The organism is Gemmatimonadota bacterium, from assembly GCA_026706845.1.
Taxonomy (GTDB): domain Bacteria; phylum Latescibacterota; class UBA2968; order UBA2968; family UBA2968; genus VXRD01.
In genome coordinates this window covers 1-17,578 of the sequence record JAPOXY010000234.1, presented here as the reverse complement: position 1 = coordinate 17,578, position 17,578 = coordinate 1, and the positions used below count along the sequence as shown (strand labels likewise).

Annotated in this window: 13 protein-coding genes and 1 riboswitch; of the genes, 10 read left to right on the top strand and 3 right to left on the bottom strand. The window is 50.9% G+C overall.

Annotated features, from left to right (window positions below; translation table 11 throughout):
* On the top strand, positions 1-511 hold a 511-nt coding region (mreC, locus tag OXG87_20850; GenBank protein MCY3872004.1), incomplete at its 5' end, for a rod shape-determining protein MreC.
* 4 nt (positions 512-515) lie between these two features.
* Here mreC and OXG87_20845 read toward each other — a convergent pair.
* Positions 516-1,988, bottom strand: a complete 1,473-nt coding sequence (locus OXG87_20845) for an NADH:flavin oxidoreductase (GenBank protein MCY3872003.1) — start codon at positions 1,986-1,988, stop codon at positions 516-518.
* A 99-nt stretch (positions 1,989-2,087) separates the two neighbouring features.
* Here OXG87_20845 and OXG87_20840 point away from each other — a divergent pair, with 99 nt between their 5' ends.
* On the top strand, positions 2,088-3,056 hold the full coding sequence (locus OXG87_20840; GenBank protein ID MCY3872002.1) for an NAD(P)-binding domain-containing protein: 969 nt from the start codon (positions 2,088-2,090) through the stop codon (positions 3,054-3,056).
* 2 nt (positions 3,057-3,058) lie between these two features.
* Here OXG87_20840 and asd read toward each other — a convergent pair whose 3' ends face one another.
* A complete protein-coding gene (gene asd / locus OXG87_20835; protein ID MCY3872001.1) occupies positions 3,059-4,135 on the bottom strand; it encodes an aspartate-semialdehyde dehydrogenase in 1,077 nt (358 codons plus the stop codon).
* 85 nt (positions 4,136-4,220) lie between these two features.
* A riboswitch (Lysine riboswitch) is annotated at positions 4,221-4,399 on the bottom strand.
* A 142-nt stretch (positions 4,400-4,541) separates the two neighbouring features.
* On the opposite strand from asd, the gene OXG87_20830 reads away from it, so the two are divergent.
* The gene (locus OXG87_20830; protein MCY3872000.1) at positions 4,542-5,948 is read left to right on the top strand and encodes a sulfatase; all 1,407 of its coding nucleotides are present in this window, start codon (positions 4,542-4,544) and stop codon (positions 5,946-5,948) included.
* Positions 5,949-5,958: 10 nt separating this feature from the next.
* Entirely contained in the window at positions 5,959-6,855 is an 897-nt protein-coding gene (glaH, locus tag OXG87_20825; GenBank protein MCY3871999.1) for a glutarate dioxygenase GlaH, read from the top strand.
* Here glaH and OXG87_20820 read toward each other — a convergent pair.
* Positions 6,852-9,386: a DUF4955 domain-containing protein gene (locus tag OXG87_20820; protein ID MCY3871998.1), complete on the bottom strand. Its 2,535-nt coding sequence runs from the start codon at positions 9,384-9,386 to the stop codon at positions 6,852-6,854. The genes glaH and OXG87_20820 overlap by 4 nt on opposite strands.
* A 109-nt stretch (positions 9,387-9,495) precedes the next feature.
* Here OXG87_20820 and OXG87_20815 point away from each other — a divergent pair, with 109 nt between their 5' ends.
* From OXG87_20815 to OXG87_20790, 6 genes are all read left to right on the top strand, one after another.
* The gene (locus OXG87_20815) at positions 9,496-9,756 is read left to right on the top strand and encodes a hypothetical protein (GenBank protein MCY3871997.1); all 261 of its coding nucleotides are present in this window, start codon (positions 9,496-9,498) and stop codon (positions 9,754-9,756) included.
* A 478-nt stretch (positions 9,757-10,234) separates the two neighbouring features.
* The gene (locus OXG87_20810) at positions 10,235-10,669 is read left to right on the top strand and encodes an Hsp20/alpha crystallin family protein (protein ID MCY3871996.1); all 435 of its coding nucleotides are present in this window, start codon (positions 10,235-10,237) and stop codon (positions 10,667-10,669) included.
* A 119-nt stretch (positions 10,670-10,788) separates the two neighbouring features.
* Positions 10,789-13,398, top strand: a complete 2,610-nt coding sequence (gene clpB / locus OXG87_20805) for an ATP-dependent chaperone ClpB (protein MCY3871995.1) — start codon at positions 10,789-10,791, stop codon at positions 13,396-13,398.
* 200 nt (positions 13,399-13,598) lie between these two features.
* A complete protein-coding gene (locus OXG87_20800) occupies positions 13,599-14,639 on the top strand; it encodes a Gfo/Idh/MocA family oxidoreductase (protein MCY3871994.1) in 1,041 nt (346 codons plus the stop codon).
* A gap of 3 nt (positions 14,640-14,642) precedes the next feature.
* The gene (locus OXG87_20795; GenBank protein MCY3871993.1) at positions 14,643-17,006 is read left to right on the top strand and encodes a penicillin acylase family protein; all 2,364 of its coding nucleotides are present in this window, start codon (positions 14,643-14,645) and stop codon (positions 17,004-17,006) included.
* A gap of 53 nt (positions 17,007-17,059) precedes the next feature.
* A partial coding sequence (locus OXG87_20790) for a hypothetical protein (protein ID MCY3871992.1) occupies positions 17,060-17,578 on the top strand: 519 nt, incomplete at its 3' end.

Sequence of the window (17,578 nt, the reverse complement as noted above, 5' to 3'; positions counted from 1 at the left end):
TTTCAAGTCGCAGCAGGCGGCTGAAAAATCTTATATCGCTGCACGGGTGATTGCACGCAATCCCGCGCGAATTGCAAATACGATATTGATCGATGCCGGTACAGATGAAGGCGTACAAGCCCGTATGCCTGTTGTGACTGCGGATGGGTTGGTAGGGCGTATCGTGGAAGTACACGGTTATACTGCTATTGTGCAGTTGCTTATAGATCACAACTGTCGGGTCAGTGCTGTGGTGCAGCGACACAGCCGCATAAATGGCATTGTATCTTTTGAAGATGGTACTTTCTATTTAAAAAATGTGTCGCTGCGAGGGGATATTAAAGTTGGAGATTTGATCGTATCATCTGGTTTGGGCAAACTCTTTCCAAAAGGACTTTACGTGGGGCAGGTCATTGAAGTAGGGGATGAAGCACAGGGTCTGTTTAGAGAGATTATTCTGGCACCGGGCGTAAATTTCCACAATCTGGAAGAAGTCTTTGTGTTAAGGGCCAGTCCACAGACCAATAAATGATGTGTCACAATTGAATCGATTTTTTGAGTTCCCTGAGGGCAGTGCCTTCGGGGGATTTTTTGTAGTAGGTATCCAGTGGGAAGCAGCCCGATATCATGCCATTTCGGGGGGCTGTGGTGCAGTCGCTGAAGGTTCGACAGAGTTTGCGTTTGGACGCTTCGCCCTTTTGGAGTACATCTACGGGTAAGTCGGGATAAGACAGTACCATGCGCCCCAGACCGATAAAATCTACCTTTTCCTCGCGCACAAGTGCCTGAGCAACGTGGGGCAGAAATTCCTGGAGGTAGGAATAGGCGGTACCGACGATGAGCAAATCGGAAAATTGTTTTTTGATTTGCGCGGTAATGCCAACTTGACGGGCAACGCCCACGAGGGGGTCTTCGGGGGGTTGATAGCCATCGGAGGGGGGGAAATAAGCAGGCCGCTGAATGTGGGGATTGTAGTAAGGACTGCCTGCTGAGAGATTGACGAGCACAATATCGAGTTCGCGCAGCAATTCGAGGAAACGACAGGCTTCGGCGATATTTGCGGCGATGGGATTGTCTGCATCAATGCCAAAGCCGTATTTATAGGGCAGGCATTCGGAAAAATCTTCGGGAATGCCGGGTCCGAGTTTTTTGCCTTCGGATTGTTCGGGGTCGGGGTAAAAAGGCACAAAATCGAATGCGCTGAGGCGCACACCTATTTTGAGACCAGGACAATCGCTGCGAATGCCCGCGACGATTTCGCGAAGGAATCGGGTTCGGTTCTCAAATGAGCCACCATACGGTCCCGGGCGGGTAAAGGCACTCAAAAACTCGTGACCGATATAACCGTGGCAGTGTTTGACATCGACGAACTGATATCCGAGGTCATACGCCATGCGCGCGGCACTGCGATAGTCGTCAATCAGGCTTTTGATTTCGCTATCGGAGAGCACGGGATCGTCCGAGTCAATGCCAAATTTGCGGTCGAGAATCGGATGGCGATACACTATGCGGGGTTCGAGTTTGATTTTGTCATTGGGTCTGCAAAAACGCCCCGAGTGGGTCAGTTGAAGGCCGATGAGGAGGTCATCGGGGCTGCCGATGTGTTCTCGGTGTGCTGATAAGAGTTCTTCGCGGAGTTTGCCCAAACCAACTTTGGTATGTTCGGCTGCAAAGAGTTGATTGGGGTTTGCGCGTCCTTCATGGCGCACGGCAACGGCTTCCCCGCCCCATATTAATTTTGCGCCACTAAGGCCAAAGTTGTGCCATCTCCGGAGGGTATATTCCGAAGGATTGCCATCAATTTCGCCATCCCAACCCTCCATGGGATGGATGCAAAAGCGATTGCCAATGCGAAAGCCCTGACACTCGCTCGTTTGGGCAAGCGGAGATTCTGGTGCTTTGAGAATTTCGTCATCGCAGGGAAGGTCGATTCCGAGGTCGTTGACATGTGCTTTGAATGATTCGACGGTTTTGTGATGTCCGATGCGCTGGTATTTTGCCAGAGGCATTGGCACTCCTTGGGCGAAATGGTTTGCATTATGTGCCTTAGAAGGCTATGAATATACCAAAGGATGTTTGGGGAAGCAATGTTTCTGAAAGGAGTAACTATGGCAGTAGAGAATTATGTGCAGATTGTGGTGCCCGGCGATGAGCCGGTACAGATTGCGGGATCACCTCATCTCGAGCGATTGGCAAGTTATGGCGATGTGGCGCTTTACGATACGCGACCCGCGTCAGTAAAGGAAAAGATCGAGCGAGTAAGGGAAGCCGATGTGATTATGAACACGCGCGGTGCTGTGACGTGGGGCGAGCAAGAGTTTAGCCAATTGCCGAAGTTGAAAATGATTGCGACGTGTTCTATTGGCACAGATATGTTCGATCTGGAGGCCGCAAAAAAGCGTGGGATTGTGATATGCAACCAGCCGGGCAGAACAGCGCCGGTTGTGGCAGAGCACATGTTTGGACTGATGTTCGCCGTTGCAAAACGCGCTGCGTATTTAACCATAGAGATGAAAAAGGGAGGCTGGCCTCGGCGGGATAATGTGATGCTGCAGGGCAAGACTCTGGGGATTATTGGCGCAGGCAATATTGGCGCAGAGATGGCGCGACTCGCCCGGGCGATTGGGATGGAGGTGATTGCGTGGACATTTCATCCGTCATCTGAACGGGCGGAAAAACTCGGCGTGCAATTTGTCGAGTTAGACGAACTGCTCGAAACTTCTGATGTAGTCAGTTTGCACGTGGCGTTGACAGATGATACCAGGGAGATGATCGGTGAGGCTGAGTTGGAAAAGATGAAAACAGGTGCGCTATTGCTAAATGGGGCACGCGGTGCGGTAGTTGATACGGATGCACTGACCGATGCGTTAAACAGTGGGCATATCGGCGGAGCGGGTATCGATGTGTATGAGGAAGAACCGACACCATCCGATTATCCCCTTTTTGCGTGTGAACATGTGGTGCTTACGCCGCATTGTGCAGATATGACGCCAGAAGGTGTCGATCTGCTCAATAGCGGCGCAGTGGAGAATGTAATCGCATTTTTGGAGGGACGAACACAAAATGCCGTGACGTAGTTTTAGATATACCCCTCCTGGGTCAAGAGTTCGGCCATCAGGACAGCACCGCCTGCTGCACCGCGTACTGTATTGTGACTGAGGGCGATGAATTTGTAATCGAAGAGATTGTCTTCGCGCAGGCGACCGAGTGTAATGCCCATGCCATTTTCTGCATCGCGGTCTAAGCGCGTCTGCGGGCGGTCATCGCCTTCGATGTACGCGAGAAATGTTTTGGGCGAGGAGGGCAGTCCTGTAGCTCTGCGGTCTCCTTCGAAGTCTTGCCATCGTGAGAAGATGTCCTCAGCCGTGGGTTTTTTGTCAAAGGATACAGATACGGCTGCCATGTGTCCATCTGTGACGGGAACCCGAACGCATTGGGCAGAAATGATCGGACTGCGGCTGGGCACAATTTCATCTTTGACGATTTTGCCCCAGATTTTGTGGGGCTCGTTTTCGCTTTTGTCTTCTTCTCCGCCGATATAGGGGATGATATTGTCTATCATTTCTGGCCATGTTTCAAAGGTTTTACCCGCACCGGAAATGGCCTGATAAGTGCATATAGAGGCGCTGGAAGGCCCAAATTCTGACAATGCGTGAAAAGCCGGCACATAAGGCTGAATGGAGCAATTGGGCTTTACGGCAATAAAACCGCGTTGGGTACCCAGACGTTTGCGCTGCTCCGGAATGATTTCGGCGTGCTCTGGATTGATTTCTGGCATAAGAATGGGCACGTCGGGGGTCCAGCGGTGCGCCGAATTATTGGATATCACCGGCGTTTCAGCTTTTGCATAAGCTTCTTCGAGTTTGTAAATCTCTTCTTTTTCCATGTCGAGCGCGCAGCAGACGAAATCGACCTGTGATGCGATTGCATCAATTTCGCGCACGTCCTGCACGACGAGGTCGGATACTGTTGCGGAAATGGCAATATCGCATTGCGTCCATCGGCCTTTCACAGCTTCTCGATAGGTTTTCCCTGCAGAGCGCGGGCTGGCGGCAACGGTGGTGACTTCATACCAGGGATGATCGGCGAGCAATGTGACAAAGCGTTGTCCGACCATGCCGGTTGCGCCGAGAACCCCAACTTTGAGCCTGGACATCGGTTTTTCCTTTCTGCGGATCTGAACAAAAAAACAGTCGGTTGCCAGAGTAGAAGCACGCCGACTGCATATAGCAGGAACAGCCTACAAGAGAGCGCCCCACGGGATTATTTCCCGTGACAGTTCAGCAGATATTATCTGCTGACCCAGCCAAATGCCCTGCGGTGGAACATTTGGCTTCGGCATCCCGACCCTTTCATCTGGTCTATAGATCCGCTTTCTGGTGCCAGATTACTGATGACGGAACGCGCCTCTACTCTTGGTGGGGAGAAATCTCACATATTCTATATTTTTTGTCAACCTGAAAATGAAATATGCCGCTGATATTGACAGGCTGGCACTCGCAGATTATCATAATGGGATAGGATAGGTCAGATCAATACAGGAATCACAAAAGGAGAATTTTATGAATATGGTCGTAATCTGTTGCGATACGTTTCGAGCAGATATTGTTGGAGCGGGCAAAAAGTTGAGCCATGTGAGAACGCCTCATTTGGATCAGTTGGCTTCTGACGGCCTGATTTTTAATCGCTGTTTTGCAGAGGGATTGCCGACGATTCCTTTTCGACGGTGTGTGTTTACGGGTATCCCGTCCTTTCCCTGGCGGTTCGATACACCAAATGAAGGGCTTCAGCCAGCAGGCTCTGGCTGGCATCCTATTCCGCCAGATCAGGATACGCTTGCGGAACGCCTGCACGATGCGGGTTTTGTTACGGGCCTGGTCGCGGATACCTATCACATGTTTAAGCCGACGCAGAATTTCACGCGAGGTTTTTTGTCGTGGCGCTTTGTTCGCGGACAGGAACAAGATGGATATCGCACGGGACCGCTGTCGCGGATCGATCTGGCAGCGCATGTACGGGATGGGGATGCAGACCCCAGGAAACATGCGGTGATTGTTCAGTATTTGCTCAATATGCTGGATCGGCAGGAGGGCGAAGAAAATTATCTCGCTGCCCAGGTGTTCCGCGAGGCATCGCAATGGGTGGAGGACAATAGAGGCAACAAGCCGTTTTTCCTTTGGATTGATAGCTTTAGTCCACACGAGTTATGGGATCCGCCAAGGCAGTATGCCGATGCTTATTTTTCTGATCCCTCGGTGAAGGATTATATCCATCATAGCGTCTTGCCCCTTGGCGATGCGACAGATGCGGAAATCGAGCGCACAAAAGCATTGTATATGGGCTATGTCACATTTGTAGATCGCTGGATTGGGCATTTGCTGGAAACGATTGACCGATTGAATCTGCGGGACGATACGGTGGTGATGTTCGTATCCGATCACGGCACGCAATTGATGGATAGGGGACGATTTGGCAAGGGCGGTAACGCGCTATTTCCATTTAATACGCAGATCAATTGGATTGTTCGCCATCCGGGTGGGCCGCGCGGGCAAGAAACGGATATCTGGACGCAGAATCAGGATATTACGCCGACGATTCTCAATATGCTGGACGTTGACTATGAAGAGATGGATGGGGCAGATGCCTGGGCATGTGTGACGGGTGCGTGTGAACCAGCTCGAGATTACATCACAACGGGTTGGGCAACGAACTTTAATGTGCGGGATGATCGCTACAGCGTACACATGGATGTGGGGACAAGGTCGCCCGAGGCTACGGTTTACGATTTGAATGTGGATGCCGATGAGAAAAATCCTCTGAGCGACCCGCCCCGCGAGGTCGTCGCACTGGCATTGGAACGGGCGCGTACTGTGATTGGCGATTTTCCCGATGTGTTCAGCGCGTATAAACAAAGACATCCAGCGCGGGCAATGCGGACGTTTATGAACAAGTCTAATCTTGGAACATGAGGGGCTGATTTTGAACTACACGGTTAAACAACATCCCGACCATCACCGGCTGAACCATATTACAATTGATGCCGATGCCGCAGCGGCATTTGTGCGCGAGGTCGAAGACCTTTCGGAACAGCGATTGACTTATGTGCCATATCTGAGATTGATCGCCGCCGATTGTCTGCAAAATATCGTTGGTGGCGATTTTTTCGAGCATATCAATGCGATCGTTAGAGATCGCGCAACAGGGGGTTTCACCATTGCGGCTAAAGGTGGGTTTGAGACGATGGATCAGCGCGTTGCTTTTGGCACGGCTGTTTCACATGCGATCGGGATTCCCAATTTTGACGATATGACGGGGAATTATTACGCCTGTTTCGAGGTGAAGGATACGGATAATAGCGATTCGTATTTGCGTCAGGCATATCGTCTGTTCACGCTCCATACCGATGGGACGTATGTCCGCGAGCGCACAGACTGGATTTTGATGATGAAGATGGCAGAGCACGATGCGGTAGGGGGGGAGTCGCGGCTGTTGCATCTGGATGATTGGGAGGCGTTAGAGTACTTTGCCGGCCATCAGCTGGCCTCTTTTCCCCTGACCTATCAATCGCCGCCGAGTAAGAATTATCCCGTTAGGGTTGAAAAAACGACGTTCTACGAACGGGACGGTAAAGCGTGTGTGTGTTTTATCGATCAGTTTGTCTATCCCGAGACCATTGAGCAGGGCCGATATTTGCGCGATCTTTCCGATTCTATGGAAGCGTCGCAGGGGGTGGTTTTGGTGCCTTTGCCGCCCGATCATCTCGTGGTGCTCAACAACCATTTCTGGCTGCACGGACGCGAGGCGTTTGAGAAAAATCCCGATCTCTATCGCATGTTGATGCGGCAGAGGGGATATTTCAGGAAGGAAGGCGCTTAAAAATTCGGTGCTGGGAAATTTGGCAGCGGGGTGTTGCGAAACGTTTTCCATTCTGCGCGGAGGTCGTTGAGCCAGGGGGGTAGGGTTTGGAGGCGCGATTCGAGTTGGGCTTCGAAGAGCGATTCTGGTTCAACAGGGCTGCCGTTGGATTCGATTACCTGGAGGGTGCTTTCATTAAACGTGGCGGGATCACCGTGTAAGCCAACGATAATGGGTTGCACGAAACGGTCGCGCGCGTTGCCCGGTCGCCAAAAATCGTAGTATCTCAGAATGCCTCGATGTTTGAAATTCCAGAGTACATAGTGCTTGAGGTGATTGGGGTAATTGGCGAGGGACGCGCCGCTGCCATACAGGATACCGCCATTGACGCGGTCGAGTAGGCTGGCATAAGGTTGAGCACCATGGGCGTCAATGCGTTGATCTGAACGCATGTCATAACGCCAGTACACGGTTCCAGCAGAGCGACTGTTCGTGCCCGGTCCATGCCAGTGGCCTGCGAGATCTTCTGACAGCCCGACCCATACGCCATAACCGCCATCGCTGGCAATAGAAGAATGGCCCAGATTGCCCCCTTGTGTGACGTGGTACACAGATACGGCAGAACCCAAACTTATGCGAAGGGCGCGATTGCAATTGATGAAGGATGTGCGCCGTATCCAGGAATTGACACATCGGGTGAGCCGGAGCAAACTCCAGCCACCATCGTGAATAGCGTCTTTGTGGTGGACAAAATCATCCAGCCAGGTGCCGTGAAAGCTGATGTCTTCAACGCCGATTTCCTCGAGGTGCTGATATTCGCGTACGGTCCAATTATGCGTGTGGTTGACATCGGTGTGCAGGGGTTCATTGAGGCGAATTCGATTGCCCTGTATTTCAGCTATGCTGTGTTTTTCGCGCACCTGGATACCATTGGTCAGCATGGTGGTCCAGATAGATTCTGCCGAGTAGGGCGCGAGAAATTCCGAGATGGCTGCAGTGCTGTTCATATATAGCGTTATCCATTGACCGGGAACGAGTCTGGAGGCGTCGGCTACTGTGATATAGAAGGTTTCTCGATCGGCACTTTCCGTAATGGAGGTCAGGGATCTATCGCTGGTGTTGCGAGGTTGGAAAATGAACATATAGGGCGATGTCCACAGTTGTTCGGGATTGAGTGGCGGCATGTAGTTCACCTGCCGGATAATTGTGCCTCCGCTTCGGCTACCGCTTCCCCTGAGGATGATATTGCTGTTGCGGATGTAGATGGACTGGTTGTTGTCCCTGCTGGTGTTGACGAGAAATTCGCCGGATGGGAAGAAGACGATGCCGCCGTTGTTTTGCTCGGCTGCGGCAATGGCGCGCACGATGGCTCCCTGATCGGAAAGGCCATCGTTGGGGATAGCGCCATAAGCTGTGACGTCGAATACGTCGCCCTGGATATCGGGAATGGGCTTGTCAAAGTAGTGATAGCCCGCGTATGAAAAGTCGGGCAAAATGGGTTCTGTGCCATTCTCTTTGGCCGCTACAAATTGTGTCCAGGTGCGTGCGGGAATACGCTGGGGGAGGTAGGATATCCAATTGCTCCGCGTTTGGATAAAATCTGCAACTTGCGCCCAAATTGGGATAGGATGTGTGTCGGTGGGGTCGCGTGAAACGAGAATCTCACGAGGAATTGGCACGCGGATCCGGGTTGTTCCCGCCTGAATGGTCTGGGTCAACAGGATCTGTGTTGCGGTTCCCACCGCAATGCCCAGGGGTTGTATGGTGTGATTTTCAAATGTGATGGGTATGTACCACTGCGTGCCGTCAGATCCAAATCCAGCAGCGAAAGTGAGAAAATCTCCAAAACCGATTTGTCCGTCAGAATCGAGGTCGTAGATGGGATCATATCCCGCATCGGTCTGCGTTGCTCCGAATTTTTGGGCGAAGAGTAGAAAATCAGTAAAACCAACGGCTCCGTTGCCATCGAAATCGAGATGGTCAATGGAGCTTTTTTCATGTACTGGCGCGTCAACTTGCCAGGAAAAGGTCTGATCGACGGTTGCAATATGATCGATGAACAGGCGCGCATTTGAATTTTGACTGGTTTCGGTTCTAAATATGATATATCGCTGGTTGTAATCGGGTTCTCTTCCCCAGTTATCGTATTGAGGTTTTGCCAGTTCTATAACTGCAAGTTGCCACCCCTGAGGCGGTGTTTGTCCTTCCCAGATCGTATATACGGCTTCCCAGCCACCGACCAGGGGATAGTTGCGAACTTTGATTTTGAGGTCCCTCAGACCATTGCCTTCTACTTTCCACCAGAAGCTCAAGCTGTGTCTTTGGGAAATGTCCTGGCCTGTGCTGAAAAAATTGTAGGTAAAGAATCCCGTCCGCCCTGCAGGCAGAGAAGCAGCGACGGCAAAGCGACCCTCTGGCGCGTCTTTAGACAATTGTAAGCCACTGGACCATCCCGAAAGATTGTCGCAATAGGTCAGCGTTTGTACCGGGTCATTGGCAGAACAAGCACAGGCCCATAAAAATACAATTGTGAAGGCGATGGTTGATCGCATTGTTTTTTCCCTTGAATTTTGTACTTAAAAAATAGAGGCTGGACAATATGACCATAACTCGCTATAATATTAAAATGGATGAATCCATCTGTTGAAAAAGGATACAAAAATGGCAACCGTCGTTGAAGAGACACAAGCGGAATTAAAGGGTCAGTTTGACCAATTTTCTCACCGGCAACAACGGGTTGAAACAGAAGTAGATAACACACGTAGCGAATTGACACAAGCGATTTCAGATTTGAGATACGCTATTGACAGATTGCGACAAGATTTTGGCAATGCCCAAAAGTGGCAATGGTCTTGTTTTGTCGCCATGATCATTGCCGCATGCGCGGTTGTCGGGCTGCTTGTCAATGTGTTTGGTCAATGACGGGAATGTCTCTTGAGCGAAGTAGATAACACACGCAGCGAATTGACACAAGCGATTAGGGACTTGTCGAATAAGATGGACAGTAGTTTTTCATCCCTTCGGCAATTACTCGTCACATTGATTATATCTGCCTGTGCGGTCATCGGACTAGTGGTCACACTTTTTGGCAAATGACCGGTCACGCTTTCTATTTTTTCGCCCCTGTACCCCTCGGTTCAGGGGCTTTTTCTTTTTTTAAATAATACTTTGGACTGACAATTGAACACTGGCAATTTGACATGATATGCCAAAAATGGGTGCTTGTCTATGCCATATCATCAGGCCGAGAGATGGTGCAGAACACCAAAAAAATTTAAAATGTTTATTTACAATATGTTATTCAAATTTTTCTAAAATAGAAATTTGTGGCACGGGGATTGCAATAAAAATAGGGCGAGACGAACAAGCAACCAACAACCAAATAACAGGAGGTAGTAAGATGGCACTTATTCGTTGGCAACCCCGAGAGTCTTTCGCGATTCAGCGCGAAATCGACAACATGGTGAGCAAGTTCTGGGGCGACCTGGACACCTGGCACGGCACGGGCTGGCATCCCCGCGTGGATGTAGTGGAATCGGATCATGAATTTACCGCTCACGCCGAATTGCCCGGGCTGAACAAGGATGATATCAAGGTGACACTCGAAGATAATGTGCTCACAATTGAAGGCGAGCGGAAGCACGAAGACGAGCAGAAGGATAAGCAGTTCTTCCGCCGTGAACGTTCCTATGGGAAATTTAAGCGCGCCTTTAAGCTCGGCACAGAAGTACAGGCCGATAAAATCGCTGCGAATTACAAGGATGGGATTTTGACTTTGACGTTGCCCAAGTCCGAAGCAGCAAAACCTCGGCAGATTGAAGTCGCTGTGTCGTAAGAAGTGAGAAGTATGAAGTTAAGAGGCGAGGCGCGAGAGTGGATAGACTTCTCGCTTCTCGCCTTTTGTCTTTAGGCGGGGCAGGGAAACGGATAACTGACTGATAAAGGGTCGACAAAATGGATAGGAACAAATTGACACAGAAATCGCAGGAGGCCGTGCAACAAGCACAAGCTATAGCACTGCGATATGGACATCAGGAGGTGGACGGGGAACACCTGCTTGCTGCTTTGGTCGCGCAAGAGGCTGGCTTAGTGCCTCGCATACTCGTGCGCATGCAAGTGGATGGCGATGCTCTAAAATCGGAGCTTGAAAAGGAATTGACGCGGCTGCCGAAAGTTTCTGGTCCGGGTGTTGAACAGGACAAAATTTATGTGACGCAGCGTTTTCAGAAACTGTTTCTATCCGCTCAGGACGAAGCTGAAAGGCTGAAGGATGAATATGTCTCAGTAGAGCATCTGTTGCTGGCCCTGATCGGCGAGGGCGATAAGACCCCGGCGGGGCGCATTCTGAAACAGTTTAATATTACGCGGGATAATTTTTTGTCTGTTTTGACGCAGATTCGCGGCAATCAGAGTGTGACGAGTGCCAACCCAGAGATGGCTTATGAGGCACTTGAAAAATACGGTATTGATCTGGTAGCCGAGGCGCGCGCGGGCAAATTAGATCCCGTGATTGGGCGCGATGAAGAAATCCGTCGCGTGATTCGCATTTTGTCGCGCAAGACAAAAAACAATCCCGTACTGATCGGCGACCCCGGTGTGGGAAAGACCGCGATTATCGAGGGTCTGGCGCAGCGGATTGTGCGGGGCGATGTGCCCGAGTGGCTCAAAGATCGGTCGATTTTTTCACTGGATATGGGCGCGTTGATGGCCGGCGCGAAATATCGGGGCGAATTTGAAGAGCGTTTGAAAGCTGTTTTGAATGAGATCAAACAGAGCGACGGCCATATTTTGTTATTTATCGACGAGGTCCATACGATTGTGGGCGCGGGTAAGACGGAGGGATCTACGGACGCGGGGAATATGCTCAAACCAATGCTGGCGCGGGGCGAATTGCACTGTATTGGTGCGACAACGCTCGACGAACACCGCCAGTATCTCGAAAAAGACGCTGCTCTTGAGCGACGCTTCCAACCCGTGATGGTCGATGCGCCATCTGCTGAAGACTCTATTTCGATTCTGCGGGGTTTGCGCGAGCGATTTGAGATTCACCACGGGGTGGGGATTCAGGATAATGCACTGGTCAATGCCGTGGTATTGTCAGATCGATATATTTCAGATCGTTTTTTGCCCGATAAGGCGATTGATCTGGTGGATGAGGCGTGTGCAATGGTGCGGACAGAGATCGACTCCATGCCTTCGGAACTGGATGCTGTAACCCGTCGCGTGATGCAGTTCGAGATCGAGGAAGCCGCGTTGAAAAAGGAAAAGGACAAGTCAAGTCGGGAGCGGTTGCAGACACTTCAGAAAGAGTTGTCCGATTTAAAGGATCAGGCAGATGCGATGCGCGTGCAGTGGGAGAATGAAAAGCGGGAACTGGATGGGGTGCGAACTTTGCGAGCGAAGATTGAGCAGACAAAACGCAAGATCGAAGAGGCTGAGCGGCAATACGATCTCAACCGCGCCGCAGAGTTAAAACATGGCATATTGCCCGATTTGGAACGGCAACTCAAAAACGCTGAAGATTCTCAAACGATGGATAATCGGTTGTTGCGCGAGGAGGTGACTGAGGAGGAAATCGCCGAGATAGCCTCTCGGTGGACGGGTATTCCGGTGACGCGATTGGTCGAGGGAGAGCGCGAGAAGCTGCTGCGATTGGACGATATTTTGCACGAGCGCGTCGTCGGACAGGATGAGGCGGTTTCTCTGGTGGCCGATGCGGTGATTCGGGCGCGTGCAGGGATCAAGGATCCGCGCCGTCCCATCGGGTCGTTCATTTTCTTAGGTCCATCTGGCGTTGGCAAGACCGAACTCGCACGCACGCTATCAGAGGCACTTTTTGATAGCGAAGACAGTATGATTCGCATTGATATGAGTGAGTATATGGAAAAGCACGCGGTGTCGCGGTTGATCGGCGCGCCCCCGGGTTATATCGGTTATGATGAAGGCGGGCAGTTGACGGAAGCGGTGCGCCGCAAACCGTATTCGGTGATTTTGTTCGACGAGATTGAAAAGGCTCACAGCGATGTTTTCAATATTTTGCTTCAGTTGCTCGATGACGGCCGCTTGACAGATGCACAGGGGCATGTCGTGGATTTTAAGAATACGGTGGTAATTATGACATCAAATATGGGTTCGCCGTATTTGCTCGAGGGTGTGACCGGCGATGGCGAAATCCGCGACTCTGCACGCGATGCGGTGATGGCGGAATTGAGACAGCAGTTCAGACCCGAATTTCTCAATCGTATAGATGATGTTGTGCTGTTCAAGCCGCTGTTGTTGTCCGAAATCACCAAAATTGTGGATCTGCTTATTGTGGATTTGCGTAACCGATTGTCTGACAGGCAGATTGGCCTCACACTGACAAAGGATACAAAGGTATTTATCGCCCGAAAAGGTTTTGATCCAGTGTTTGGTGTACGTCCCCTAAAACGATTCTTACAGCACGAATTGGAGACGCGCATTGGGCGCGCGTTGATCAGTGGCGATATCTCTGACGGCGCGCAAATTGAGGTGGAGGTGGCAGACGGTGATTTGGTGATTAAAGACGCGAGAAAGAAAAAGTGAGAACTCGCTACGCTATCTGATAAAAAAATAAAGCCCGGAAAAACTTTTCCAGAAGTTCACCCGGGCTTTTTGTTTTATACATTGCCTTTTTCCTCTTTACTCATGTTGTGCTGTGCTGTATCATTGGAACCACATCTGTTTTATCCTGGAATACCCAAAAATCCTGTACATCCCGGTTCAGAATATTTGAGGAGGGGCTTATGACAGAAAGAGTAAAAGTGGCCGCATTGGGGCTGGCGCACGATCACGTGTGGTCAAATTTGCGCGCGCTCAAAGCGCTGGATAACGCCGTGCTGGTGGCTGGTGCAGATGGCAATGCAGAACTGAGAGAACAATTTGTCGAGGCAACGGGTTGTGAGCTGGTATATGATGATTTTGAAGCGTTGCTGGACAATGAGGAGCCGGATGCAGTATTTGTATTTACTCCGACAGCACATCACGCCGATGTGGTGGAATTGTGTGCGCCGCGCGGGATTCATGTGATGGTTGAAAAACCAATGGCAGCGACCTTAGAACAAGCAGATCGCATGTTGACGGCTGCTCGAAAGGCGGGGACGGTGTTGATGGTCAATTGGCCAACGGCGTGGAATCGCGGCATCCGCACGGCTTATCGCCTGGTGCAAGAAGGCGCAATCGGCCAGGTGTGGCAACTGCTGTGGCGCGGTGGACATTGTGGACCGGATGAGTTGGGGTGTTCCGAACATTTTTGCGACTTCCTATTTGATAGCCATCTCAATGGCGCAGGTGCTTTTAACGATTACGGGGGATATGGCGCGAGTTTGTGCGTGTTGTTTTTGGGGCGTCCAAATCACGTGGTGGGAATGGCGGGGCGGCTATTGAAAACACATTTGCCCGTGGATGACAATGGGATGATGATTTTGCGCTATCCAAACGCTCTGTGCCGGCTGGAGATGACATGGACGGAAGCTGTGCCGCACAAGCCGCCGCACGATTTGATGTTGCACGGGACGGAAGGGACGATTATTGCGGGAAACGATGTTGTTTTGTACACGCGCGGTAGTAAAGACGGCAAAACAATTGCGCCAGATGCATTGCCCGAAGGAGAAAATAATGCCTCCGAATATTTTATTCATTGTATTCAATCTGGTGCATCGCCCGGTTTTGTGACTTGCGCGGATTTGTCGCGCAATGCACAGGAAATTATGGAGGCGGGGCTTATTTCTGCGACCAATGGCATTGCCATGGCATTGCCCATTGAAGATCATTTGTTCAGGGAGTAGGGGATGGAGCGAATCAACGAATCAACGAATCAACGAATCAGCGAATCAACGACGGAGTTTGCAATAACTCTGGGTGGTTGGGCGGGGTTCGTCTATTCGTTTATTCGTCTATTCGTCATCTTTCTATTTCCCATTGCTTTTGCCGCTCAAAGTGGGGCGCAAGAGGGTGTGATTAATCGGGACAGTCTTGCAGTTTTGCTGGCTGAAGTCCCGGTCGATACGCTGGTCGCAAAACTGGGGGATTCTCTATTTTCACCTCCAGAAGGTAAGGCGCGTATTTTGCGCGATGCTTATGGCGTACCCCATATTTATGGGCGCACAGATGAGGATGTCGCGTTTGGTTTTGGCTATGCACAGGCAGAAGACCATCTCCTGCAGATGTTGAAGAGTTTTCGCCAGGCCAGAGGGCGTTTGGCCGAAGTCGAAGGCACTTCGGCCTTAAAATTAGATGAAATGGCTTTGCGATGGCGCATTCACAGTGTCGCGGGTGAACGGTATGGGGATATTTCTGAGGAGACGCGGCAATATATCGCGGCTTTTGTTGAGGGCATCAACCACTATATTGAAATTCATCGGCAGGTATTGCCGCAGTGGGTGCAGGATGTGCGGGCGGTAGATGTCGTGGCTCTTGTACAGTGGATTTTGTTCTTGTTTGCCGAGCAGACCGGTGAGTCCGAATTGGCTCGTGTGGGATTGACGACATCGGTTCCCAAATTGCCGGGGTCCAATCTGTGGGTTGCAGGACCGTCTCGTTCTGGCAGCGGCGCACCCGTGCTGGCGATGGATGTGCAATTGCCATATACAACGCCTTTTCAGCTTTGCGAAGCGCATCTGGTCAGCAATGCGGGTTTGAATGTGATGGGGACGACATTTTTTGGTTTGCCGGTTATTTTTGCCGGTCATAATGACCACATTGCCTGGTCAATTACCACCAATGATACTGATGTTTTTGATTTGTACGAAGAGCGTCTGGATCCCATCAATCCCAGACGCTATTTTTATGGAGATGAGAAAAGGCGCGTGGTGTCGCGGCGCGTGAAAATTCATACCGAGGAGGGGATGCGGGAAGTTGAACGCGAATTTTTCTATACCGATCACGGTCCAGTCTATAAGACGATTGGCAACTGGGCTTATGCTGCGCGTACGAGTGTGGCTGATCGCGTGGATGCAATGGGTCAGTTATTGGCGATGAATCGCGCGGTGTCACTGGGCGCGTTTCAGCAGGCGCTTTCGCATTTGGAGCTACCGGTTTTTAATGTGATATACGGCGATGTGATGGGCGAGATTTTTTACGTGTTTAATGGTCGCTGTCCCGTGCGATCAGAAGATTTCGATTGGCGCGCGCCCGTGCCGGGCTGGATGCCTGAGACAGAGTGGAGAGGTATGATTGCATTTTCTCAATTGCCGCAGGTGCATAATCCCACTTCTGGCTCTTTGCAGAATTGCAATGTCTCGCCAGATGTGGTTGCGATTGATAGCGGTCTTAAAAGGGACGATTTCCCACCGTTTTTGGGGTGGGGGAGACCCAATTATCGCGCACAGCGGATTGTGAACTGGTTGCTCACGCATCAGAATATTGCGGTTGGCGATATGCAGGCTTTGCTTCGAGATGATTATCTCGTTGACGCAGAGGAGTCTAAGGGGCTGATTTACCGCGCTTATAACCGCGCCTGGCCCGTGCTATACGATCCCAACTGGGAGATTGGCAAGGCTGTTCAAATTCTCAGATCATGGGATAATCGGGCGAGTTTAGAGAGTGTTGGCACGCTTTTGTTTTCGATTTGGAAGATGCGATTCGATCCGTTGCTCGCACAGGCTCCGCAAAAGCGCGATATTATTGTTCGGGAAAAGGTCGCATTGGAGGCGTTGCAACAGGCAGTCGCATATATGATCACGACTTATGGACGATTGGATGTGCCCTGGGGGCAGGTGCATTATTTGAAGCGGGGAGATCGCACTTTTCCGATGAGCGGTGCCCCTTCTGGCACAGAGGCCTTGCATCAGACAATGACGCGAATAGAAGCAGATGGGACGATGCTTATCGAAGGCGGATCGGCTTTTGGGATGGTGGTTTCGCTGGTTCAGCCGGTGCAGTCGTGGAGTGCGCTGGCTTATGGCAATAGCGAAAATACCGAGTCTCCCCATTATGACGATCAGGCCGAATTGCAACATCGCAATACATTTAAGAAGACGGTTTTTACAACTGGCGATTTGCAACCTGTTCTGACGGATCTCACTACAGTTCCTTATGATCCCGAAGAAGCCGAGCGTCAATCTCTGAAGGCTATATGGCATAAACAGTTGCAAACAGGTGAAGTTGCACCCGATTCTACGGATACAGGACCAGAATCCTCACGGGACGATTAGAAATCCCCCGTATTTCGAGAGTTTGTTTTTGGACATTGGATCAGGAGGTGTTTATGCGTTTTTGGATATTATTTTTCGCACTGATAACAATTGCAATTCCCGATCATGTATATGCACAGGGTACTGTGCAACAGGTGGTGGGGGATCTCGCCTATGTGGAAGGGCTTTCGGCTGATCTGGATGGCAAATTGCGGGTTGCAGGCGATGATGGTGCAGTTTTGCAGGTGATCAAAGTATTGCCCAATGTGGCGGTTGCACGCGTGGTTGAGGAAAATGGTTCGCCGGTAAAATCAGGGGATCGGATTCAGGCCGATGATGGCACGCTTGCAGGATCACCGCGCAGGGTGGTGCATGCGACGCGGGTTGCAGCGGCACCGCGCATTGACAGGCGGTTAGACGATGCGGTCTGGCAGCAGGCGCAGGCCGCAGAGGGCTTTGTGCAACGCGATCCGAAATACTGGATGCCGGTTACTGAACGGACGGTTGTGAAAATTATTTATGATAATGAAAAAATTTATTTCGGTTTTGAATGCTATGACAAAAATCCCGGTCTCATTGTTACCAATAACATG

Bases quoted from the DNA above. Each gene is read 5' to 3' on its own strand.
- OXG87_20820 (MCY3871998.1), bottom strand. From the start codon at position 9,386: ATGCGATCAACCATCGCCTTCACAATTGTATTTTTATGGGCCTGTGCT.
- OXG87_20840 (MCY3872002.1), top strand. From the start codon at position 2,088: ATGGCAGTAGAGAATTATGTGCAGATTGTGGTGCCCGGCGATGAGCCG.
- asd (MCY3872001.1), bottom strand. From the start codon at position 4,135: ATGTCCAGGCTCAAAGTTGGGGTTCTCGGCGCAACCGGCATGGTCGGA.
- clpB (MCY3871995.1), top strand. From the start codon at position 10,789: ATGGATAGGAACAAATTGACACAGAAATCGCAGGAGGCCGTGCAACAA.
- OXG87_20845 (MCY3872003.1), bottom strand. From the start codon at position 1,988: ATGCCTCTGGCAAAATACCAGCGCATCGGACATCACAAAACCGTCGAA.
- OXG87_20830 (MCY3872000.1), top strand. From the start codon at position 4,542: ATGAATATGGTCGTAATCTGTTGCGATACGTTTCGAGCAGATATTGTT.
- OXG87_20800 (MCY3871994.1), top strand. From the start codon at position 13,599: ATGACAGAAAGAGTAAAAGTGGCCGCATTGGGGCTGGCGCACGATCAC.
- OXG87_20810 (MCY3871996.1), top strand. From the start codon at position 10,235: ATGGCACTTATTCGTTGGCAACCCCGAGAGTCTTTCGCGATTCAGCGC.
- OXG87_20815 (MCY3871997.1), top strand. From the start codon at position 9,496: ATGGCAACCGTCGTTGAAGAGACACAAGCGGAATTAAAGGGTCAGTTT.
- OXG87_20795 (MCY3871993.1), top strand. From the start codon at position 14,643: ATGGAGCGAATCAACGAATCAACGAATCAACGAATCAGCGAATCAACG.